Annotated in this window: 19 protein-coding genes; 13 read left to right on the top strand and 6 right to left on the bottom strand. The window is 41.4% G+C overall.

The window, feature by feature from the left end:
• Window positions 1-7 precede the first annotated feature (7 nt).
• From RE474_RS00545 to RE474_RS00535, 3 genes are all read left to right on the top strand, one after another.
• Entirely contained in the window at window positions 8-637 is a 630-nt protein-coding gene (locus tag RE474_RS00545; RefSeq protein WP_309311047.1) for a 6-hydroxymethylpterin diphosphokinase MptE-like protein, read from the top strand.
• A 99-nt stretch (window positions 638-736) separates the two neighbouring features.
• Complete coding sequence (locus RE474_RS00540) at window positions 737-1,840, top strand: DUF373 family protein (RefSeq protein ID WP_309311046.1); 1,104 nt, start codon at window positions 737-739, stop codon at window positions 1,838-1,840.
• Window positions 1,841-1,844: 4 nt separating this feature from the next.
• The gene (locus RE474_RS00535) at window positions 1,845-2,690 is read left to right on the top strand and encodes an MTAP family purine nucleoside phosphorylase (protein ID WP_309311045.1); all 846 of its coding nucleotides are present in this window, start codon (window positions 1,845-1,847) and stop codon (window positions 2,688-2,690) included.
• 18 nt (window positions 2,691-2,708) lie between these two features.
• On the opposite strand, the gene RE474_RS00530 is transcribed toward RE474_RS00535, so the two are convergent.
• Window positions 2,709-3,545 carry an RAD55 family ATPase gene (locus RE474_RS00530; RefSeq protein WP_309311044.1) on the bottom strand — a complete coding sequence of 279 codons (837 nt, stop codon included), beginning with the start codon at window positions 3,543-3,545 and terminating at the stop codon, window positions 2,709-2,711.
• A 154-nt stretch (window positions 3,546-3,699) separates the two neighbouring features.
• Here RE474_RS00530 and RE474_RS00525 point away from each other — a divergent pair, with 154 nt between their 5' ends.
• Together RE474_RS00525 and RE474_RS00520 are read left to right on the top strand one after the other, a co-directional pair.
• A complete protein-coding gene (locus tag RE474_RS00525) occupies window positions 3,700-6,177 on the top strand; it encodes a DUF5814 domain-containing protein (RefSeq protein WP_309311043.1) in 2,478 nt (825 codons plus the stop codon).
• 81 nt (window positions 6,178-6,258) lie between these two features.
• Window positions 6,259-6,654: a DUF3467 domain-containing protein gene (locus RE474_RS00520; protein WP_309311042.1), complete on the top strand. Its 396-nt coding sequence runs from the start codon at window positions 6,259-6,261 to the stop codon at window positions 6,652-6,654.
• A gap of 92 nt (window positions 6,655-6,746) precedes the next feature.
• Here the strand turns inward: RE474_RS00520 and RE474_RS00515 are convergent, their stop codons facing one another.
• The 3 genes from RE474_RS00515 to RE474_RS00505 all read right to left on the bottom strand — a co-directional run bounded on the left by RE474_RS00515 (window position 6,747) and on the right by RE474_RS00505 (window position 11,790).
• Window positions 6,747-7,505 (bottom strand): formylglycine-generating enzyme family protein, encoded by a 759-nt coding sequence (locus RE474_RS00515; protein WP_309311041.1) that lies wholly within the window; start codon window positions 7,503-7,505, stop codon window positions 6,747-6,749.
• A gap of 52 nt (window positions 7,506-7,557) precedes the next feature.
• Window positions 7,558-10,044, bottom strand: a complete 2,487-nt coding sequence (locus RE474_RS00510) for a GAF domain-containing protein (RefSeq protein ID WP_309311040.1) — start codon at window positions 10,042-10,044, stop codon at window positions 7,558-7,560.
• 102 nt (window positions 10,045-10,146) lie between these two features.
• A complete protein-coding gene (locus RE474_RS00505; protein ID WP_309311039.1) occupies window positions 10,147-11,790 on the bottom strand; it encodes a methylamine methyltransferase corrinoid protein reductive activase in 1,644 nt (547 codons plus the stop codon).
• A gap of 25 nt (window positions 11,791-11,815) precedes the next feature.
• On the opposite strand from RE474_RS00505, the gene RE474_RS00500 reads away from it, so the two are divergent.
• Window positions 11,816-12,019 (top strand): hypothetical protein, encoded by a 204-nt coding sequence (locus tag RE474_RS00500; protein ID WP_309311038.1) that lies wholly within the window; start codon window positions 11,816-11,818, stop codon window positions 12,017-12,019.
• Between the two features lie 445 nt (window positions 12,020-12,464).
• Here RE474_RS00500 and RE474_RS00495 read toward each other — a convergent pair whose 3' ends face one another.
• Window positions 12,465-13,247 (bottom strand): helix-turn-helix transcriptional regulator, encoded by a 783-nt coding sequence (locus RE474_RS00495; protein WP_309311037.1) that lies wholly within the window; start codon window positions 13,245-13,247, stop codon window positions 12,465-12,467.
• A gap of 128 nt (window positions 13,248-13,375) precedes the next feature.
• Complete coding sequence (locus RE474_RS00490) at window positions 13,376-13,717, bottom strand: hypothetical protein (protein ID WP_309311036.1); 342 nt, start codon at window positions 13,715-13,717, stop codon at window positions 13,376-13,378.
• A gap of 305 nt (window positions 13,718-14,022) precedes the next feature.
• On the opposite strand from RE474_RS00490, the gene RE474_RS00485 reads away from it, so the two are divergent.
• The 7 genes from RE474_RS00485 to RE474_RS00455 all read left to right on the top strand — a co-directional run bounded on the left by RE474_RS00485 (window position 14,023) and on the right by RE474_RS00455 (window position 22,764).
• Window positions 14,023-16,191, top strand: coding sequence for an oxidoreductase (locus RE474_RS00485; RefSeq protein ID WP_309311035.1), 2,169 nt, complete (start codon window positions 14,023-14,025; stop codon window positions 16,189-16,191).
• Window positions 16,192-16,496: 305 nt separating this feature from the next.
• A complete protein-coding gene (locus RE474_RS00480; RefSeq protein WP_309311034.1) occupies window positions 16,497-17,162 on the top strand; it encodes a corrinoid protein in 666 nt (221 codons plus the stop codon).
• A gap of 326 nt (window positions 17,163-17,488) precedes the next feature.
• Window positions 17,489-18,508 carry a methylcobamide:CoM methyltransferase MtbA gene (gene mtbA, locus RE474_RS00475; protein WP_309311033.1) on the top strand — a complete coding sequence of 340 codons (1,020 nt, stop codon included), beginning with the start codon at window positions 17,489-17,491 and terminating at the stop codon, window positions 18,506-18,508.
• Between the two features lie 247 nt (window positions 18,509-18,755).
• A complete protein-coding gene (locus tag RE474_RS00470; RefSeq protein WP_309312264.1) occupies window positions 18,756-19,616 on the top strand; it encodes a hypothetical protein in 861 nt (286 codons plus the stop codon).
• 29 nt (window positions 19,617-19,645) lie between these two features.
• Window positions 19,646-21,055 (top strand): aldehyde dehydrogenase family protein, encoded by a 1,410-nt coding sequence (locus RE474_RS00465; RefSeq protein ID WP_309311032.1) that lies wholly within the window; start codon window positions 19,646-19,648, stop codon window positions 21,053-21,055.
• Between the two features lie 4 nt (window positions 21,056-21,059).
• Window positions 21,060-21,947 (top strand): SDR family NAD(P)-dependent oxidoreductase, encoded by an 888-nt coding sequence (locus RE474_RS00460; RefSeq protein WP_309311031.1) that lies wholly within the window; start codon window positions 21,060-21,062, stop codon window positions 21,945-21,947.
• 19 nt (window positions 21,948-21,966) lie between these two features.
• Window positions 21,967-22,764: a DUF5714 domain-containing protein gene (locus RE474_RS00455; RefSeq protein WP_309311030.1), complete on the top strand. Its 798-nt coding sequence runs from the start codon at window positions 21,967-21,969 to the stop codon at window positions 22,762-22,764.
• Window positions 22,765-22,901: the final 137 nt, after the last annotated feature.

The raw sequence follows: 22,901 nt of genomic DNA, 5'->3' as shown, positions 1-22,901 counted from the left end.
GGTTACAATGGACTTCAATGAATGGGAACCCATTTACGAGTCCATACTAAAGGACATGGGCTTTAGCAGGGAAGGTGATGAGCAGGCTGCTCTTCTCCTCTCTGCAATGCTTAATGCATCTAATTCTGCAGACATTTCCGAATTAAAAGCTCTTATTGAAGGAAAGGACGTTCTTGTCTGTGGAAATGCTCCTGTTCTTGCACAGGAACTTGAACTGATTAATCCCGATGATTTTGTGATTATTACAGCCGATGGGGCTACTGCTGTACTTGTTGACAGGGAAGTTATTCCAGATATCATTGTAACCGATCTTGATGGTGATGTCGAGAAAGAGATAATTGCCAACAAAGCCGGAGCAATCATGGTGGTACACGGTCATGGAGACAACATTGACAAACTTCATACCTATGTTCCTCAACTTAACAGAATAATAGGAAGCACTCAGGCTGCACCTCTGGAAAATGTTTTTAATTTCGGTGGTTTCAGTGATGGAGACAGGTGTGCGTATCTGGCAAGAGAATTTGGTGCCACCAGCATAACCCTTCTGGGATTTGATTTTGATGATGAGAATGTCAATCCAATTAAGAAGAAAAAACTAAAATGGGCTCGTCTGCTAATTGAAAGACTAAATCCATAAGTCTTTTAAAATTCAATTTATCTTTTTTCCAAGTTACTTACAGGTAACGTTTTATCAGAATCTATTTATATTTTCGTTATAAATATCTACAGGAGTTGCATGCAAACACTGGTAATATGTATTGACAGGGATAATGACCTTGGAGACAAAGCAAACGTACTTGCTCCTCTTATAGGCAGGGAAGCAAACATAGAGGCAGCAGTGAAACTTGCAACGGCAGACCCTGAAGATTCTGATACCAATACGATTTTTGGTGGAGTCAAGATACTTGACGAACTGCTGGATAAAGGAGTCGATGCAGAGATAATCACCCTTGCAGGTGACCGGAATATCGGTATCATATCCGACCAGAAAATAGCAAACCAGCTCGATATTATATTGAAGAGATTCCCTGCAGAATCCGGAATATTCGTTTCCGATGGCGCCGAGGATGAAACGTTACTTCCAATCGTCCAGTCAAGAATGAAGATCGATTCTGTCAGGCGTATAGTAGTAATGCAGAGTGCAAATCTTGAAAGTACTTACTACATAATCAAACATGCATTCAATGACCCGAAGATATCCCAGACATTCTTCGTACCTCTGGGCCTTGCGGCTCTGATCTATGCATTTTTCCTTCTCATAGACTATTCCCAGGGAGCCATAATCGGTATTCTGGCTGCTGTGGGTCTTTACATGCTTTACAGAGGTTTCAGTGATACAGTAGACCTTTACTGGGAAAAACTGAAAGATTCCTTCTATTCAGGCAGGATGACATTTTTTACCTATGCAACAGCAGCTCTTCTGATATTGATCGGAACATTGGTAGGACTTATGGGTGTATGGTCACTATACACCTCACAGGGAATATGGTATTACGGAATTATTCCACTAATTACGTCTTTCATTCATAGTACTATCTGGATATACATACTGGCAATCATTTTTGCAGATGCCGGTAAGATCATTGATTGCAGACAACGCTCTGAACCATCAGGTAAGTACATAATTCCTGCTTACTTTGTCATGTCATTAGGTTTCCTTTTGTGGGGAGCTACAAGTTACCTTATGTCCCTGAATCCAGTGATGGGTGGGACGGAAACAAGCCTGCAGGCTGGCTTGGAGATATTTGTATATTCCATTGTGTTTGCCATAATTCTTGCACTGGCAGGAATCAGAGCTTCCAATAAACCCCAGAAAAAAGAAAAAAGATCAAAAAGGTAGGAACATGAAGGAAAAAGTACTCAATTGTATTATATCCCCTGGTAGTTCACAGGATAATAAGGACGATATGCAGGGTTACCGGAATCTGAATATCCAGGCTGCCTTAATAGGTGGCGTTGCTTTTCCTTCCGAAGCAATGTCAGAGGAATTAGTGGTCAGTACGCCTTATGGGGACGTTACTGTCTATCTCTGTACTATTGGTGAAAAAAAAGTTGCATTATTACCCAGGCATGTGGGGAACAATGGTCATCTGCCACCCCATATGATCAATTACAGGGCAAACATTTATGCTATACATAAACTTGGTATTTCAAGGGTGATCTCTACAAATTCAGTAGGAACGATGAAAAATCATCCAGTTGGAAGTTTCTTCCTTCCTGAGGACTTCGTTGACATGACGCGTACCCGTCCATCTACGTTTTACAATGACAGGACTGTTCATGCCGATGTAACTGAACCATACTGTCCTGAGATAAGAAAACTAATGGCCGATTACCTTGAAAGAACTAATATTGGCTATTCTGAAGGTGTTTATGTATGTACCGAGGGTCCACGCTTTGAGACCAGGGCTGAAATACGAATGATGAGACAGTTCGGAGATGTGGTTGGTATGACAGGTCTTCCTGAAGCAGTCCTTGCAAAGGAGATGAATATGTGTTATGCTTCTATCTGCACAATCACCAATAATGCATGTGGTCTTGGAAATGGGAAAATGACAGTAAGTGATGTTCTTGATACTCTTGACAAAATAAAAGAAAGGTTGCAGGACATTCTGGCCAGCGTTATATATGCACTTCCTGAAACCCCGTCCTGTAATTGCAGATATGCCTGTTCTGATTCTGAACTATAAATATTTTTTAAAATCTGATTAAGCGATATCCCTTGAAGTATCGATCTGGACACCATCACCGATCTTGAACTTAATGATCTCAGTGTTGGGTATCATTCCTCTTATTTTCGGAATCGCCAGTTTGCTCACGACCTTGTCAGCCCCCTGGTCAAGCATGGATTCGAATATTACATCACATAGATTGTAAGCGAAGGCCTTGAGATTATCATTGGGGCTGGAAGTTGATCCGTAAAGGTAAGTGAGGCAATTAAGTTCTTTTGTTGTTTCGTATATGACGTTAATTAGCTGTTTTATAAGTCCCTTGTTAGCTGTAAGTCCTGTAAAGAAACAAAAAGAATCAAAGATTATGTTTACATCCTCTCCACTGGAGTCATTTGCGATATTACGCAGGTTATATTCGGTAAATTCCAGTATTTTTGAATCTATGAACTCGTTATTCAGATTATCAGAGATCTCTCCACCTGAGGTACAGTAGTATTCGCTGTAAATGTCTACAAATATTATATTAGAAGGATCAAAACCAAGGTTAATGACATCATTTAACACGAATCTTGGTCTTCTGTTGGTTGTGAAGTAATATGTTTTCCTTGATTGAGTGAACTGGTAAAGGAAAACCTCTGACATGGAGCGGGGATCAGCTGAGAAAAATGTAAGCGAACCTGCTGGCACCCCTCCTCCCAGTGTTCTGTCAAGAACAGATATACCGGTAGATTTTAGTTGAACTCCTTTGTGTATAACCTGATTCTTTTCCGGGTTTTTGATACTGTCATACAGGGAGCTTTCACTAGTCTCTCTTGATTCTTCTACATCAGGAGTAGCAATTTGGTTTTCGAGCATGTTTTTAGGATCCAGCATATTATGCCCTCTTTAAGATACTAATTATATTGTGTTTAATATTATAAAACTCTTTTTTTACGTTTTCGATATCATGCAATATTATTTGTTAAGTTCATGATGTTATCATCAGTACCAACAGTTTTTATAAACTGAAAGTCATCAATGAGCAGCAATGACACTCTGGATACTTGCAAGCCCTGAAAGGTCAAAGATAATTATTTTACCGATACGGGATAAGAAAAAGGTTCCTCTTTTTGTCGGTGAACTCATCCTGAGGCATACTGATGCAGGCCCGCGCCCTCATAAATTCAAGGTAAAAAGTGATGGCAAAGGAGAATACAGGCCACCTTCCGAATTCATTGATCTTTTAAGGATCGCTGACCGCATCATGATAGCAAAAGGCGGTGATGAGAAACAAACAGCAGAGTTTGTTGAAATGCTCCAGGGATTCCAGCTCAGTGCAGATGTCGTTAATGCCTGCAGGTTCTGCCTTTTGAAGAACAGGTTCAATTTCCTGAACCGGCGTTCCATTAAATATCACAGGGACAAGATATGCGAAGACTGTGCCAGGGAAGAACTTAACAGGATGTTAAAAAGTTCCCAGGTCAATTATGCTGATGAGGCATGCCAGAGATTCGAAGAGATAATGCTCCAGACAAAGGATCTTGACCGTACGATGGCTATGGTAAGTCCTGAAGACCTTGATCGTGAGCTCACAAGGTTCGATTCCATTGCAGCAAACACAGAGGTTCCTACAGGGAAAATTAAGGATCTGCCTCTGCATAAGAGTTTCAAGAATATATTGCTGGCAAAATCAGAAACTCTTCTGCCGGTTCAGTCGCTATCCATAGAGAATGGTCTTTTAAAAGGTCAGAACCAGCTTGTAACTTCCGTGACAGCTACCGGAAAGACACTGATAGCAGAACTTGCGGGTATTGAGAATATACTGCGTGGTAAAGGACGTATGCTTTATCTTGTGCCCCTTGTTGCTCTTGCAAACCAGAAATACGACCAGTTCACAAAACGTTATTCTCCAATAGGTTTAAAGACATCCATCAGGGTTGGCAGTGCGCGAATTAAGACTGCAAAGAATGCTTCCATGAAGAGAACCCTGGATTCAGAGATCATTGTGGGAACGTATGAAGGATTGGATTATTTGCTCAGGACCGGCAGTGCTGACCTGTTAGGAAAGATTGGTACTGTGATCATTGACGAGGTGCATACCATTGAGGATTCTGAAAGAGGACACCGGCTTGATGGTGTTATTGGAAGGTTGAAATATGTTGCACCAGGTGCCCAGTTCATCTATCTGTCTGCTACCGTTGCAAAGCCGAAGTTGCGCGCAAAGCAGTTTGACGCAAGACTGGTGGAGTATGAGTACCGTCCGGTGCCAATAGAAAGACATCTCATTCTGTGCCCTGAACATTCCAAGAACAAGATAATGACCCGGCTTGTGAGGGAAGAATATGCCACCACCTCATCAAAAGGGCACAAAGGACAAACCATTATCTTTACAAATTCAAGAAGGAACTGCCATCGTATAGCTGAAGCACTTCCGATATTTGCTGCTCCTTACCATGCCGGTCTTACAAGTCAGGAACGAAAAAAGACCGAGATAGCATTCCTCAAAGGAAAACTGCCTGTGGTGGTTACAACTGCTGCACTTGCTGCCGGAGTTGATTTCCCTGCATCACAGGTGATATTTGAATCCCTTGCAATGGGTATCGAATGGCTTACAATGCAGGACTTCCTCCAGATGCTCGGGCGTGCAGGAAGGCCGGATTACCATGATCGTGGAGAGGTTGTGCTGCTTGCAGTTCCCAATAAGAAATACTCAGGTGATAAAGGTGACACCGAGGATGCTGTTGCCCTGAAACTGCTTAAAGGTGAGATGGAACACACAAAAGTCGAGTACGGGGAAGATGAACAGCTTGAAGAGACTCTTGCTTCGGTTGCTGTGACTTCATCAAAGAAAGACCTGGAGAAGATCCATTCATCTATGCTGGCAGATTTTAATGTGGATTATCTGCTTGGAAAGCTTGCTAAGAATAAATTCATTCATAAAAAAGGAGATTTTGTGTCTCTAACTAAATTTGGTAAGATAGCAGCAGGGCATTTCCTGTCGGTTTCGAAGGCGTTCCTTATACGAGATTCTGTTCTTGTGGAGCAGGACCCTATTGTTACGGTTTCCAATCTCGAATTCTTTGATTCGGTTTATTACAAATACGCGAATCGTATTTCTTCGGCTCTTAATGTGAACCTTCCTTCCAGGGTATTCCAGGGTGCTTCTCTGGATATTCTTTTTGAAGGAGAGAACATGGATAAACTGGATATTACCCTGCGAGACCAGTTGTTCGAGTTTGCGGCTGATTTCCTTACCTGCAATTGTCGTGATTCTCCGTATTGTGGCTGTGCGGAGCGCAAGTTCTCTGAGAAGATAATTTCTATCAGGGCTGAAGGATATGAACCGGAGGCCATTGTAAAGAAACTCGAACATCTTTATGGTGTTACGGCTTATCCGGGTGATGTACTCGGATATCTTGACAATGTAGTGCGTAACCTTGAGGCTGTTGAGATGATAGCCGGGGCTTATTCAAAGCGTGATCTTTCGGCAAGGGCTAAGAGTTTGAGAAAGCTGGTTGAGGGATGAACTGTTTCTTTCTCTTGAAAGTGAAATCAAAAATTATAATAGTTATGTTGCTAGATTAGAGTGCTGTGAGGATATGATATTATGGACAAAGAAAAAAACGAAGGTGTTGTAATGAGCGATAAACCGGAAGATGCTAAGAAAAAGAAGACTGTGAGAATAGAGCTTCATAAGCCTGAGGACTTTAAACAGGTGTACTCTATTGGAGCTGTAGGCGGTCACAGTCCATATGATTTCAGGATCGGTTTCTATAATGATATGCCAATGGCAACGGATAAGTCTGGAGAGCAGATAATCCAGAGAAGGCTTGAGACCGAGGTAATTATGTCACCTCTGGCAGCTGTGGAACTTGTGCGCTGGCTTAATCAGCATATTCAGAACTATGAGGCTGCATTCGGTCCAATTACAAAACCACAGGTGGGCGTTAAGAAAAAGCCTGAGGCTGTTCAGGACAGTACCGAGATACAGGGATATATGTGAATTTAGTTATCATACCAAAAATGAGTGCCCGTGAAATTGCGGAGATGAACCGTTTCCGGTAATCCCACTTGTTTTCCAGAGCTGTAAGATTTTCAAATTTCCCTGAGAAGTCGCAAACCAATACGACTGCTGTTGCGTCTTACAACCTGGGGAAAAAAATAACGGCTTGCAGAACGGCATCCTACGGCAGATGTCTGCCAGCTGCCTCCACGCAGTACTCTCACAACCCTGGAAGAAATATCAGTGTTTTCCCGCGCATTGCCGTCTGCAGGGGCACCTTCGTAATTATCAAAATACACATCCTGAACCCATTCCCACAAATTTCCGTGCATGTCATGCAATCCGAAAGGATTTGGCTTCTTCTGGCCTACGGGATGTGAGCCAATATCCGAATTACCGTGATGACAATATTCATTCAATTCTGACTCATCATCACCAAATGAATATCTTGTAGTTGTTCCTGCCCTGCAGGCATATTCCCATTCTGCTTCAGATGGCAGACGGTACTTTTCAGTACCCTCTTTCTCATTAAATTTCTTAATAAATTCCTGCGCATCATTCCATGAAACTCTGTCAACAGGTCTGCTCTCCCCGGTAAACTTAGAAGGATTGCTGCCCATTATTTCAATCCATTGTTTTTGTGTAACTAAAAATTTACCAAGATAGAATGGATTTTCTATGCTGACGCTGTGAACTGGTTTTTCGTTATTATACCAGTTACTTTCATTTGCATCAGAACCCATTTCGAAATCACCTGGTGGAATTAGAATGAGTTCCATTCCAATAGAATTCATGTAAGTATTAAGAATCTCTGCTGCTTCTTTTTTTGGCAGAATGGATGGTGATTCCATAGTAACATTCAACCCGAGATATTTCCATCTTTCACAATGCATTGTAAAGGTTCTAGGTATTAATCCCTTCCACCCACTTTGGAATCTTTACATGGAATGAACTTCCAAGTCCCCTTTGACTTTCTATCCATATGTTTCCATTGTGAGCTGCTACAGTATCTTTACAAATATAAAGACTGGACTCAAAGCCCTGGAACATCCTTGCTATGGACTCATCTGCCTGATACATCTTGTAGAACAAACGCGGGATAAGGCTCTTGTCCATACCTTCGCCTGTATCTGTTATGGTCACATGCAAATAATCACTTTCATCGGCAACATCAACTCCTATGCTGTTTCCTTTAGGTGTGAGATTAATTGCATTGTGGATAAGATAGACAAACATTTCCTTCAGTTTCTCCTTATCAGCTTTCACAGGCGGAAGTCCATTGGGAATTTCTTTTTCAAGTAAAAGTCCTTTCTCATCTATAAGCAATATCTGGTTCAGCAGAACATCAGAAAGAACATTTTCAATACTAACCGGTTCAAATGAGTACTCGATCCTGCCAGACTGCTGCAGATCACTATATAGAATTGCATCGACCAGCAGCTTTAATCTCTCAGAGTTATTCAGCATTATGGAAATTGCTTCTTTCTGGGAGTCATCCAGAAGGTTCAGTGTTTCATCATCAAGTATATCGAAGCTATGCAAAAGGTCATGTCCGTTATTCATATATTCTTCTATAAATTCAGCTTTTATCATATTAACAGACCGAAGCTTCGTGTTAGCTTTAAGCAGCTCCTCGGAGTACTTACTTAATGCACCTATCAACTGTTTTCTCTGGATCAGTTTCCACATACCCTGCATCAGGAGAGTTAACTGGCGAACATCTGATTCATCATAGTCCTCATCCTTGTTCCCGACACCTACAACAGCGACTATGTGTTCACCGTCAAATATGGGAACATTCATATGCCTTGTCAATTTGACATGCCCCTCAGGATAACCTTTCTTCAGAGGACTGGGGGCTTCATAATCATTTGTTATGATAGCTTTTCTCTGCCTGATGGCTTCTCCCCATAATCCGGTATCCTTTACAGGATAAATGAACTCTTTATCACTTATGGCACATTCACTCATTGCTGTTTTAGACCAGGAATGCATTATCAGGTCTGTCTCATCAGCATTCATGAATGCAATATATCCAAGGTTGCTGTCCGTAAGTCGAACAGCCTCTTCTTTGACAAATTCAGCGATTTCATCCAGAGAAGCGCCTGTCATCTCATTGAGCTTTATCAACGCTTCAAGACGCGATTCATTAAGTTGTTTTGCTTTTTCAGCCTTTTTACGTTCTGTAATATCGCGTGCAACAGACAGGACAGTCTTCTTGCCATTATAGTTGATCATTCTTGCATTAATTTCCAGAGGGATTACACTTCCATCCTTGCAGATGGCTGCAGCCTCATACATTGCCTTATGATCCCTTTCTATGATCTTAATGAGCTCAGAAGCACGCTGTACGTACCATGAAGGAACAATATCCATAGGTGATGACTTTAAAATAAACTCCTTTGAATATCCAAGGCTATCGACAACAACCTTATTGACATCTATCAGATTGCCATTCAATTCACTGACATAGATCTGATCATTGATATTATTGAAAATGGTCTTGAACTTATGATCGGATTCCCTGAAAGTCTCATTAACTACACGGTGTTCAATCTCAATTGCTGCAAGGTCAGCATTTGCCTTGAGATATTCGTAACATGTCTTCTTTGGTGCATTAGGAAAATTAAAATACATTAAGAAAACACCAAGTATCTCACCGGTAGAAGATTTTATCAGTTCTGCCCAGCTGGCTTTAAGACCTGCTTTTTTAGCAATCTCCCTGTGTTGTGCCCAGTATGGATGGACCTCTATATTTTCAACAATGACATGCTCCCCCATATAGAGTGCAGTACCGCCTGAACAAACACCGTATCCAATCTCAAGACCTTCCATTGCTTCTTTATAAAATGCAGGAAGATTGGGTGAAATAACACGACAAATGTGTTTTTTCTCTTTATCAAGAAGCATAACAGCACATGTAAGGCCATCACGTATCCTTTCGGCATTGGTAACAAGCAGCCCCAGGACATCATCAAGTGAAATCTCGGTAAGTGATCTTCCATTATGGGATTTCTGCTGGTGTTTTATCATTTCATTGTGCTTATGCTCGGTTATGTCAGTAATTGTGCCTTCAAGGTGTAAATTATCCTCATCATATTTCTTTATACGAACCCTGTCCTCAACATACCGGACCTCTCCAAAGCGGCTGATCACCCTGTACTCCTGAATGAATTCCGGCAATTGCTTGTTCAGGTACTTTAGGGATTTTAAAACAACTTTCCTGTCATCCGGATGAATAAGGTCTGCATATTTGACCTGACCTGAATAGAAATCCTCAGGAGTATATCCAAATTGCCTCACATTGTTTGAGATATACTTCACTGGAAAGTCTTTCTCTATCTTTCTGGAAATCACAATAACAGGACTGCTATTGATTATTGATTCCATACTAATTTTAATATCTGCTTGTCCAATCATGATCCTGGCCGATGATACTTTACATTTCCAATTGTTCGTACAGCTAACCTTTATCCGATAAAGCTGAGGTGATCAAACTGCAGTAAGATCACCCGGGGATATTGTTCTTATTTCTCTGTAATTTATAGCTTTAACAGGACAAACTCCTATACACCTTTTACAACTCATGCCCAGGCAAAGATGTGCTGTATAGTCAACAAAAATATGCCCGTCCTTTGGGACAACATGTATGGCCTGCTCCGGACATTCGCGTTCACACATCTTGCACTGCATGCATCCGCTGGATTCTTCTTCGATGAGCATATCAAGATCCCTGATTATCTTTAGACCCTGATAACCCGAATCTTCAATATCTCTGCTAACTCTCTTTTCTATAGTCGGGATGTAGTCAATATCAGGAATAGAAGGCATTCCGTATGATTCAAGGAATTTATTGTACATTCCATAGGGCATTCCTTCCGTCCAGTAAGCCAGTTCACATGCGTAGATATTTTTGAAAACATCATTTGAAGCCAGCATAATATGATCAGCTTTTATCCTGTCAGCAAGACTTACTATCTCGTCCAGTTCAAAATTGCTAAGAACTACATCCTTTGCAAGTTCAAGAGATGTGTTGCCGAATTGTACTATATTCCTTGAGAAAATAGGTGCCAGACCTATCTGACGTCCTTTCTCAGCATCAACATAAGTTCCTGAGGCGCCTGACATATACATGTACTTCAGATCCTCATACTTCACTCCAGCCTCAATCAGCAATGTCAGATGAGCCGCTCTTATGGCACCTATAGCTTTTCCTGCCTCTGCAAAGTCTTCATTTGTGAGGGTAACCTTTTCACCAAGAATAAGCCTTCCATTTGGAAGTTCAGGTAATTTAGTTACCATTCCTGAGCTTATCGCAAGTGATATTGCAGAAATGACGCCAGTTCCGGTGATTCCCCTTGACTGCACTTCACCTTTTTCCACAATCACTCCGGTTTCAGGATCGATCAGATCACCTTTTCCCGGTTGCATATTTTCATCCAGTACAGTAATCCTCCAGAATCCGTTCTCATCATTCACATCAGAAATAGCTCCTGGACTGGCAAGCATACCACACTTGATTCCCTGCCCTTCAATTGAAGGGCCGGCTGCTGCACTGCAGGTAATAATGCGATCGCCTACTTTAAGTGCCATTTCAGCATTAGTGCCATAATCCGTAACAATCGCCACTTTATTTTGTTCAATGAAATCTGTCTTGACCATCATTGCAAGAGCATCAGCCCCAATCTCATGCTCAATTGAAGGTAAGACAATTACCTCACACTCGTCCAGTCCGCAATCCTGACCAAAAATATCCCTGCCAGTGTAGATCTTTAAGCCCCTTTCAACGCTTTTGATACCAAGTCTTCGTTGCATATTCTTTCCGGCATACGCAAGATCCCTTATTTCGATGTTCTGGAAAAGTGAGAGCTGTATGGGATTTCCACAAACGGCGATTCTTGTAATCGCTTCAAGAGGGATGTGCAGTTCATTGAACATTTTGAGAATAGTATGGATCATTATCCTGTTTGCATTATCTTCACCGACCTGGATAGCAAAACCCAGATGGTCAATCACATTTCCTCCTGGTAGGGGATGTCTCATTGTCATTACTGTTTTGATAGCATTTCTGTTTCTCAGGTTTATAAGTTGTAATCTAAATCCGCTTGTTCCAAGATCTAATGCAATTCCATACAAACGAAATCCTCCTTTTATTTTAAACGTGAAAGCCTGGAATGTAGTTCTATTGTATATGCAATTGATTTGTCTGAGAACTATAAATAACGACTTCGGGGAAAAAATAAGAGCCGGCGATATTATCGATGCTTCAAATAAGGATAGTATTGTTGATAAAAAAAAGACCGGAATTAAAAATAACATGGTTGATTTTATCAACCATATTTTCACTAACGTTGCAGATAATTAAAAACTGTTCGTAAAATATCACTATGGAATTGTCAATTGTTTGCAGGGCCATTTTAAATGTGGAGAGACCCTGCAAAACAGGTGGATATTCAATATGCATAATCTTCAAGAAAAGTTATAACTTAATTTCTGAATGAAATTTCAGATCGGAAGTAGAATTACAGACCCTTGAAATATGCATGTATTTTCTATCCTATCCACAGATGGACAATTCATGCTATCAGGTAATAGAATATATAATAACTTGAAGTAATTAATCAGTAAACAGGATATTATCAACACAATGTTTTCAATTCAAACAATGAATTTTACAACTTCCTGATTCAGGATAACAGCATTCAAAATGACAGGTACATGAGAACAATTAAAGCCTTTGATTATGTCAAAAGCATGAATGAGTTTGCAAATAGAAAACTAAAAACGAAAAGAATAATGATCTTATATTTTCATTTAACCTGTTCGGCAAGTCCTCTGTAATGTAAAAAGAAATCCTGTCCCCATTCCCGTGCACTATCCTCAAAACTTATGATCTTCTTATGATCAAAGAATCCCTTCTTATTAAAGAATGACAAAAGAAGAAGATTATCTGTAACAGATATTGCACCCGGTTTCACAATATCCTCTTCACACACATAAAGATGTGAAGTGGGAGATTCCATTATAGCGTTATATTGCTCTGTATATTCATCCCGCAGTCTTTCATATACCGGCCTTGTAAGAATAAGATTATAATTCACTTCTTTTTTTGCCAGCTCTGCATAGTTATTAGGACATGTGGGACAGAAATATGAGTAGAATGTACAGACATTCTTTGTCTGCTTAAGGCTCACAAGCAGTTCTCTGGGAGGTTCGAATAGATGGTTAAGATCAGGTTCATGTATAAGGACATCTCCCAGGTCACCAATCCTGTCAAGCAAAGGATCAGGTACTGCACCAAGGTCTCTGCTTGCCCAGAAATCCTTATTCCCTTCCACGACATTGAGCGCCTCTATTAATGGTTTTATTTTTTTAAGGATTATCTGGCCAACATGTGTCAATCTGTATTCATCGTTCTTCTGTTCTATCAGACCCTGCTCCAGAAGGATTTTTATCTGAGCCATGATCGCACTGGTTGTACCATTTATGGAATTCTTGATCTCATCAATGGTGGCTGGCCCATCCATTAACATCAGCAGAGTACTTTTCCTCTTTTCAGATAGGAACACCGTACTTATCAATTCAGTTTTCATGTTCTCTCACTCGCCTTTTCCCGAAGGAAGTAACATTAATTACATGGACACGATTGATCTCTAAACAGTATAAATAGCAGGACGATGACATTCTTAACCCCCGAATCCGGTTGATCAGGCTAATATTATTATTGCCCGGGTCTTTCTCCAAAAGCATCATGATATCTTTTTATTACTGATTCAATGTAGTTAGCTGTCATTCGTGTGGATCTTTTGGACATGAAGTCGTTTAATGGGAATTCGGTATGGCAATGAGTGCATCTGGCAAGTTCACAACCCCTGACAAGACTTGGACATCCGGTACATAATTTTGCTCTTGAGTAAAACAGATTGAATGATCTGCCACATTCAGGACAAAGAAGCATTCTGTTGGCATCATAGAAGTTCTTGTTAACTCCCTTTCTCTGCAGCTCAAAAGAATACCGTTCATCACGCTTCAGATCATCAATATATTTTTTCTCATCAGACATTATTTCACCTTTTGACAGTAATACATAATTTCCATTTCATACCTATATATAACGAATTATACTTTAAAATCAAAAAGTCATAGGAAATCTTTAATCAACAAAATAACAACGATGTCGATAAAATCAAAGGCTTGAACTTAACATCTGCATTAGATATAATAGACAGCTAAATCTATATTTTTACACAAATAGGTACGTATCAATTACCTGTTATTGATATCATATGTTGTCCGGATACCTCTTTTGCAGAAGGTAGAGAAAAAAATGTTTTCATGTAGCTAATGTCAGACATATTGTGAGGATATATGGTATTTGAAAAATTGTTCGAACCGCAGTACATTGGCAAGTGCAAACTTAAGAACAGGATAATAATGTCTCCTATTGGCAATATTAATATGGCAGATCCTGTCGGTCGTCCCCTCAATAAGATGATAGAATATTTCATTGAAAGGGCAAAAGGAGGTACCGGTCTGCTGATCACTGGCCTTGTACCTGTGTCTTATGGAATCGATCCGACTCTTTCTGAAGAAAATGACACCACTTATTTTCCGCGTATCGATGGCTCTTCACGGACACGATTAAGCGGCTGGAGGGACCTGACTGCCGGTGTAAAACCCTACGGGGCAAAGATATTCATACAATTGTCGGCAGGTCTTGGAAGGGTCGGTTCACCTGAACCTGCATTACATGGAAATATACTGAAGTCTGCTTCATGGAACAGAAATTATTACATTCCTCAGGTTCCTCATCTGCCACTCTCTGACCGCAAGATAAAAAGAATTGTCAAAATGATGGGACAGAGTGCAGCCAATGCAAAAATATCCGGATTTGACGGTGTACACCTGCATGGTCACGAAGGATACCTGATGGACCAGTTAACATCTGCACCATGGAACCGCCGGAAACTGGGCAGGTACAGGAATAAATTCCAGTTCGGCATTGATGTTGTAAGGGAAATAAAGCGTTGTTGTGGAGAGGATTTCCCTATAATATATAGAATAGACCTGACACAGGCATTGCAGGAAAGCTACGGTGATGAGATCTTCATGAAACGCTTTCATGGAAAAGAAAGGACAACAAATGAAGGATTACAGTTCTGCAAGGCTCTGTATGAAGCCGGAGTAGATGCCTTTGATGTTGACAAAGGTTGTTATGATAACTGGTTCTGGCCTCATCCCCCATCTTATTTTGACGATGCGATCTATGTTGAGGAAATGGCTGGCAGGCTAAAGGATTTCTTTAGAAAGGAGGGCATAGATGCAAAGGTCATAGCCGTAGGCAAGCTTGGAAAACCTGAAGTTGCCGAGTCTGTACTATCGGGTAAGCAGGCCGATTTTGTAATGCTTGGACGGCCTCTGCTGGCAGATCCATACTGGCCGGTCAAAGTGAAAGAGAACAGGACAAAAGAGATAATTCACTGCATAGGTGACCATGAAGGATGCATTGAATCTTTTAAAAAGGGAGGGCATCCTTGCTGTTCAGTGAATCCGTACACCGGATTTGAGGACACAAAGAAACTTACTAAAGCAGAGAGGAGAAAGAAGGTCGCCATTATAGGTGCCGGTCCTGCAGGTTGTGAAGCGGCCATTACATCCCATATAAGGGGGCATGATGTGACTCTTTTTGAAAAGACTGACCGTATTGGAGGTCAACTGGTCACAGCCGGTAAAATGCTAATAAAACATGATATCAGGAGATACCTTGAGAATCTTGAATATCGTGTGGAATTGCTAAAAAAAGATGGGCTTTCTATCAGGTTCAACACAAAGGTCGATGAATCTGATATTACTGATGAGTTTGATGTTGTTATCTGTTGCAATGGAATAAAAACGACTTTACCTGTAATAGAGGGACTGGATGATATTATGCATTTTGAAGTCAGGGATTTTCTGAACAGTGAGATGGAAATGCCTGAAAATGTGCAGAACGTACTGGTCATTGGCGGAGGAGTGCTTGGATGTGAGATCGCTTATTCCCTTTCATATGAAAAAGGAATGAATGTGACTCTTGTGGGCAGGAATAAGGAATTAATGCCTGATACAGTACAGGCTAACCGGGCTCAGATGTTATGGATGATGATGGGAAAAGGTTCACCATCCGGCAGGAAGGAAGATATCCTGAATCGTCCTGTTAAAGTCTATAATGCTTCTGAAGTTGTCAGATTCTCAAATGGTAAAGCCTATGTTAAAGTGAATAAAGGCAGAAAAGACCCATACACTCCATGGAAACCTTTGATCCCGGAGAATGTCAGAAATCCCTTTGAAAAGGAACCTGATCCTAAAAATGTAGAAGAAATAGCCATTGATACCGATATGGTGATATTTGCCACCGGAGGTAAGGCTGATGATAGTCTTTACTATGATCTGCTAAAAAGAAAAACATGTGTGGAAGTCTATTCAGCAGGTGATTCAACAAAGCCCGGAAGAGTATGGGAAGCAATCACAGGCGCAAATGAAATTGCAAGGAACATATGAACTTGCGGATAACAAAGTAATTTTCGATTTGCCATGTGATTATATTCATGCTATTGATATAATCAAAGTCATTCTTTTTTTTTGTATTGATGTTTTTCTGAAAGCTGTAAATTCAGAATACCGTATTTGCAAAATCCATATTTTGAATATAGAATGCCGTATTGATAATAATTATTTTGTTGATTAATTACTGCAAGTTATTATTTATATCTATTATTGGATATGGTAAATTGTCAGCAATTACAGGTTCTTACCTTTTTGCTGTCATCATAAATTATTCGTGGAAAATAATCAGGAGGCATTCTATGGAAGAAAATGAGATTATTAGCGGACTTACAGACGCCGTTGTTACAGGAAAGAAAGATCAGGCAGTCGAATTAGCACAGAAGGCACTGGACCAGGGTATAGATCCATATATTGCAGTTATCAATGGACTTGCAAAGGGCATGGAGATAATGAGTGAAAAGTATGAGAAAAAGCAGGCATTCATGCCACATCTGCTCATGGCTTCTAACGCAATGTACGGAGGTATGGATATACTCGTACCACACATCAAGGCCGAAGGAGATGGTGCAAGGAAGGTCCTTATCATTGGCAGTGTGGAAGGAGATGTCCACGACATTGGAAAGAACCTTGTTAAAACAATGATGAGTGCAGTAGGCTTTGAAGCAATCGATCTTGGAAAAGACGTACCTGTTGAACAATTTGCAGAGGCTGCTGCTGAACATAAGGCAGACATCGTATCAATGAGCACACTCATGACCTCGACAATGGACAACATGCAGAGGGTAATGGATAGTCTCCAGAGCAAGGGTATCAGAAACAACCTTAAGGTCATCATTGGCGGTGCACCTATAACTGCAGACTTTGCCGAAGAGATCGGAGCAGATGCTACAAAGACCGATGCTATGGAAGCTGCAAGATGGGCACAGGAAGCTGCTGCATCACTTGCACCTGAAAGATGGGCTTAAAGATTAAACAACTGCAAAAACCAGAGCAAAAAACTGTTTGACAATCATCCGGGAATGAAACCCAAGTCTAAGTTCATTAACCGGATGATCTGCATGAATCAACCAACTTTCCACTCTGACTGTTTTAAATATGACTCGCCTGACAGTCAGATCAAAAGCAGAAGATCAGGTTTTTTGCAGGTTGATGTGGGGGTTCACAGAATGCACAGGAGGATATTTACAATATCTGTGACCCTGCATCCTATTTAAAAACAACAACTAGCAAGCAATTATATTTCATATTTATTTCAGTTCACAATATCAAATAATTACAGGAGATCATCACAATGGATGAATATACACCTAAAGAGCGGCTGGCACGTGCATTAAAAGGAGAATCAGTTGACAGGATGCCAGCTATATCCGTTACTCAAACGGGAACCGTAGAGCAAATGGAAGCCTGTGGCGCATTCTGGCCTGAAGCTAATGAAGATGCAGAAAAAATGGCCACTCTTGCAGAAGCCGGTCATAAGGTCATTGGATTTGAGGCTGTACGTGTTCCTTTCGATATCACAGCAGAAGCTGAGTTCTTTGGCTGTGACATTAAAGCAGGTACAAAGGAACAGCAACCATCTGTTGTAGGACATATTGTGAAATCAATGGATGATATTGCCAAGCTCAAGGACTATGATATCAGCAAAGGCCGTGTTGGTGTTGTCTGTGAAGCTATCAGGATACTTGCAGAGAAATATGGTAATGAACTGCCAATAATGGGCAGCATGCTGGGTCCTTTTTCACTGGCTCAGCATATGAATGGTGATGACTGGTTCATGGCGATAATGACAGATGAGGAGTTTGGTCATGCACTCATGGAACTCACAACAGAGTTCAACATCGCTTATGCAAAGAAAATGGTAGAGAACGGAGCGGACACTATGGTCATCATAGACCCAACTGCAAGTGCAATGCTCATTGGTGATGAGTTCTACCAGAAATTCGTGGTGCCAGCTCACAAGAAGATCGCTGATGCAATGCGTGAATTGAATGTTGCAACCGTACTTCACATCTGTGGAGATACCACGCCAAGTCTGCCATTAATGGAATCATCAGGAGTGGACGCCATCAGTGTTGACCAGAATGTGGATGCTGCAACAGCTTGTGGAATGGTCGATAAGGCAGTGATCATAGGAAATCTTGATCCTGTAAGTGCCCTGTGGAAAAAGACGCCTGAAGAGATCCAGAAAATATCACAGGATGTCCTGGATACAGGTGTTGGACTGCTTGCACCCGGATGTGGTATTGTCAGCAAGACACCGAATGCAAACCTTCAGGCAATGGTCGAGGCAGCAAAGAGCCACAAATATTAAGATCAAAGATAATTTCTCCGGCTCCCGTCTTTCATGTTCGTCTGACCTTCCATCCGGAGAAATTATTCCTTTGTAATGGTGAAACCTGGGATATAAAGAACATAATATCAGGTTTTGTCCGGAAATCTACCTCCAAAACTTCCCTGGCCAGTGTTTATTCACTGGCACCTTTTATTATTCAGGGAAATTACCTGCCACTATAAAAACTACAAAAGCCTGCGCCAAATGTAAAAAAATAGTGATCGAAATGATATCCCAACTAAGTTCATTTATTAGCAAGCAGAACGACCAGGACTCTTTTTCATACAACGAAATAAGGTCTGCACTGAAAAACACACTGGATACAAAAAGTGGTGTTCTTCTCAATACTCCACATTATTTCTTCATTTTCATGCTTTCTGTGATATTCGGAGTTCTCGTTTACTACACAAATACCGTTGACGAGATAATGCCAACGATTGTGCTCTCAGTCCTGTGGGTGCTTTTCTGGAAGAACAGTGACAGCCAGGGAAGGATCTTCCTTATCATTGCATCCGTTTTCGGATACATACATGAGCTTCTTGGTGTGAGATACGGATATTTCACTTATCTTGGAGGATTCATAGGCGGTTCACCTATATGGCTGATACCCGGTTATGGAACTATATTCTGGTCATCTCACAACCTGTGGAAGATATTTGAGGATAAATATTCAGACAGAAAATGGTTCCGTTTTACAGGAGCCTTTGTTGCCCTTAGTTTTGCTGTGCTGGTAACTGCAGATTATATTTTGTTAGACCTCTCTGAAAACATGATGGGAATAATGGTCAAATTTGTTCTTGCATTCATGCTTTTCAGCACGATACAAGGTATGAGGCTTGCATATTTCGTGGCATTCTTCACAGTGCTCACGGAATTTACAGGTGAGATGCTAGGCACATGGTATCATCCTGACTTTTCATTGATCTCTCTGATGGCAGGATATGTGTTCATGCTGTGGCTGTGCCTTGCGCTTAATAGTATTTCAAAAGGGACATATCTTAAGAACCGGAGAGGAACAGAGTCCGCCGCCGCAGTTGTTCTGACTGCATTTTACGTATTATCTTTGTCAGGAATAGTATCTGTATAAGAAATAAAGCAAACGAAGTGATACAGTCGATGGAACAGGATATTCAGACGATATTCAGATCACAGAAAGAAAACTCATCCAGACTTGCACAGATGAGCGTAAAGGAAAGACTGGAACGTGTGGAGCGCATCGATAATTACCTGAAGGATGAAAATAACTTATCAAAACTATATAATGCACTTTACAATGATCTGCGAAAGCCAGAGGTCGAGGTCATAGCAACAGAAGTAGGAATTGTTCAGACCCAGATAAGCCACCTGAAGAAGAATCTCAATAAATGGGACCGGGATCACAGAGTCTCCACTCCGTTACCATTGCTCGGAACCCGGTCCTACATTCGCTATGAACCCAAGGGAGTGGTTCTCATTCTATCACCATGGAACTTCCCTCTGAACCTCTCCCTTGTTCCTCTGGTCTACGCTATTGCTGCAGGCAACGCTGTGGTATTAAAACCAAGTGAGATTTCATCCCACACTTCAGCTTATATTAAAAAAATGATAGGCGAGCTTTTCAGATGGGATGAGGTGGCTGTTGTCGAAGGCGATGTCTCAGTGGCAACCAGGCTATTGGAGATGCCATTTAATCATATATTTTTTACAGGCAGTCCCCGTGTCGGAAAGATTGTCATGGGAAAAGCCGCTGAGCATCTTAGCAGTGTGACCCTGGAACTTGGAGGAAAATCACCTGCTATCATTGATGAAACAGCAAATATCCAACAGATAGCAAGACGCCTGGCATGGGCGAAATCCGTCAACTGTGGTCAGACTTGTGTGACCCCGGACTATGTTATCATCCATGAATCAAAAAAAAGAGAGTTCATTAAGGAGTTCAGGTCAGCTATCACAGAACTATACAACAGATCCGGAAGCGGTACGGAAAACTCACCGGATTACTGCAGGATTATCAGTAAATATCATTTCATGAGACTTAATTCCCTGTATAAGGATGCACTTGAAAAAGGTGCTTCTCTGCTTACAGGCGGGTATTTTGAAGAAGATGATCTTTTCATTTCTCCCACATTACTGGATGGTATCTCTGAAGAGATGAGCATTATGCAGGAAGAGATATTCGGTCCATTGCTTCCGGTACTTACCTATCATGACCGCCTAGAAGTCAGTGAGATTATCAGCAGACATCCAAATCCCCTGATGCTCTATATTGCCAGCCGGGAGAAGAAGAATATCCGGTATTTCATGGATGGAAATCCGGCAGGCGGCACTGTGATCAATGACTATATGCTGGGTTACAGCAATCCGAATCTTCCTTTTGGAGGAGTGAATAACAGTGGTATCGGTAAGTCACTTGGTTTTCACTGTTTTATGGAATTTTCCAATAAGAGAAGTGTCATTCATCGTAAGTGGGGATCACTGGATATGATCTATCCGCCCTACAACAGCCGTGTCCTGTGGCTGGTCAAAAACCTGTACGGATGGATGTGATCTGATGACAACTGATAATATGGCGGATGAGAACACAGAAACTTGCAGAAAGACTGTTCTTATTACAGGAGGTGCAGGTGGTATCGGGCAGGAATTTGCAAAGCTCTTTGCCAGGGATGGCTATGACTTGCTGCTTGTGGACAGGGCGAAAGAAGAGCTGAAGCATGTTCGGGATTCTTTACAGGCCATTAACCTGAATATGAGCATATTGCTGCTGGAACAGGATTTGACGGAACCTGATTCTGCCGAGAAGGTGCATGCATTTACCAGTGAACGCGGACTCCACATAGATGTGCTGATCAACTGTGCGGGTTTTGGGTCCTTCGGTTTTGTCAACGATATCGATGTAGAAAAGGAACTGGACATGCTGCAACTGCATGTTATTACACTTTACAGGATGACACGGCTTTATCTTAAGGAAATGATCAGGCACAATGAAGGTACGATAATAAACGTGTCATCAATTTCGGCTTTCCAGCCGAATCCTTATTTTGCTACTTATGGTGCCAGCAAGAGTTTTGTGCTGAACTTTAGCAGGGCACTGAATTATGAACTGAAGGAGAAGGGAACGAATGTAAAGGTACTTGCTGTCTGTCCCACAGCCGTGAAAGATACGGGATTCAAGGCAGCGGCCGGGATGGAGCACACAAGAGCTTTCCATTCGTGGATGTCTGTGAATGCGAAAGTTGTAGCACGTGACACGTACAATGCGCTTGGATCAGACAGGGATGTGGTCATACCAGGCAGAGGTTTAGGTTTGCTGCATCGTGTAGTCAGCTTTCTGCCGGTTAAGTGGCTGATGAGGATTTCACGCTGTGAACTGAAAGAAGGCAGCGGTATACGCTTAAAAGAGACGTTCATCTGTTCCCATGATAAGGGAACTGATCAATGATGTGTTCGAGGTGATTAAAATGGATATTGGATATGAGGAAAATACAAAGAATGATGTTTGTAGAATGAGGGATGATCATAGTTCTTTGATCCAGGTTTTGAGTACAGATACCAGTAACTCCTGCAAGACAGATTGTCTTGTCTGTGGTACTGAGGTAGATTATCTGAGCGAACCGGTGAATGCAACATGTCATTACTGCGGAGTTGAGGAGAAGACGTACTTCGTGTGCAAGGATAGACATTATGTCTGCAACAGATGCCATTCCAAGGATGCCCTTGCTGTGATCGAGAATATATGCACTACAACGAAACTCGCTAACCCGCTTGCAATTGCAGAAATCATTATGAAACACCCCGGCATCCACATGCATGGACCGGAACACCATTCTCTTATCCCTGCGGCCCTTGTTGCTGCTTATCAGAACTATACCGGCAATACGGATAAGAAACAAATTATTGAAGCTATCAACCGTGGAAGCATGATTCCCGGTGGTTTTTGTGGCATTCACGGAGCATGTGGTGCAGGAGTAGGAGTGGGCATTGCAATGTGCATATTGCTGGAAGCCACCCCCCTCACACCAGAGGAAAGAGCACATGCCAACTGGGCTACTGCCTGTACCCTGAAATGCATAGCCGATGCAGGTGGAGCCAGATGCTGTAAAAAGTCAACCCGTATCTCACTGGAAGAGGGAATGAAGTACCTGTCCGATATGTTCGACCTCAGCTGGCATGAGAAAGCAGATTTCAATATTAAGTGCGAATATATGCAGTACAACAAGGAATGTGACGAAAATTGCAGGTACAGGAACGATTCCTGAATCCTGCTTTGTTTTCTTTAATTCATTTATGCGATTTTAGCTTTTTTTAGAAACCTTGATGTGATAATAGCAGTTTTTTGATTTGAATTTACCCTGTAGCAAAGCCATTTTGGGATATAGTTAACAACAAAAAACGG

It is taken from the genome of Methanolobus sediminis (assembly GCF_031312595.1).
In the GTDB taxonomy this organism is placed as follows: Archaea; Halobacteriota; Methanosarcinia; order Methanosarcinales; family Methanosarcinaceae; genus Methanolobus; species Methanolobus sediminis.
This window is presented reverse-complemented; position numbering and strand designations above follow the sequence as displayed.

Bases quoted from the DNA above. Each gene is read 5' to 3' on its own strand.
- RE474_RS00545 (WP_309311047.1), top strand. From the start codon at position 8: ATGGACTTCAATGAATGGGAACCCATTTACGAGTCCATACTAAAGGAC.
- RE474_RS00540 (WP_309311046.1), top strand. From the start codon at position 737: ATGCAAACACTGGTAATATGTATTGACAGGGATAATGACCTTGGAGAC.
- RE474_RS00535 (WP_309311045.1), top strand. From the start codon at position 1,845: ATGAAGGAAAAAGTACTCAATTGTATTATATCCCCTGGTAGTTCACAG.
- RE474_RS00530 (WP_309311044.1), bottom strand. From the start codon at position 3,545: ATGCTGGATCCTAAAAACATGCTCGAAAACCAAATTGCTACTCCTGAT.
- RE474_RS00525 (WP_309311043.1), top strand. From the start codon at position 3,700: ATGACACTCTGGATACTTGCAAGCCCTGAAAGGTCAAAGATAATTATT.
- RE474_RS00520 (WP_309311042.1), top strand. From the start codon at position 6,259: ATGGACAAAGAAAAAAACGAAGGTGTTGTAATGAGCGATAAACCGGAA.
- RE474_RS00515 (WP_309311041.1), bottom strand. From the start codon at position 7,505: ATGGAATCACCATCCATTCTGCCAAAAAAAGAAGCAGCAGAGATTCTT.
- RE474_RS00510 (WP_309311040.1), bottom strand. From the start codon at position 10,044: ATGGAATCAATAATCAATAGCAGTCCTGTTATTGTGATTTCCAGAAAG.
- RE474_RS00495 (WP_309311037.1), bottom strand. From the start codon at position 13,247: ATGAAAACTGAATTGATAAGTACGGTGTTCCTATCTGAAAAGAGGAAA.
- RE474_RS00490 (WP_309311036.1), bottom strand. From the start codon at position 13,717: ATGTCTGATGAGAAAAAATATATTGATGATCTGAAGCGTGATGAACGG.
- RE474_RS00485 (WP_309311035.1), top strand. From the start codon at position 14,023: ATGGTATTTGAAAAATTGTTCGAACCGCAGTACATTGGCAAGTGCAAA.
- RE474_RS00480 (WP_309311034.1), top strand. From the start codon at position 16,497: ATGGAAGAAAATGAGATTATTAGCGGACTTACAGACGCCGTTGTTACA.
- mtbA (WP_309311033.1), top strand. From the start codon at position 17,489: ATGGATGAATATACACCTAAAGAGCGGCTGGCACGTGCATTAAAAGGA.
- RE474_RS00470 (WP_309312264.1), top strand. From the start codon at position 18,756: ATGATATCCCAACTAAGTTCATTTATTAGCAAGCAGAACGACCAGGAC.
- RE474_RS00465 (WP_309311032.1), top strand. From the start codon at position 19,646: ATGGAACAGGATATTCAGACGATATTCAGATCACAGAAAGAAAACTCA.
- RE474_RS00460 (WP_309311031.1), top strand. From the start codon at position 21,060: ATGACAACTGATAATATGGCGGATGAGAACACAGAAACTTGCAGAAAG.
- RE474_RS00455 (WP_309311030.1), top strand. From the start codon at position 21,967: ATGGATATTGGATATGAGGAAAATACAAAGAATGATGTTTGTAGAATG.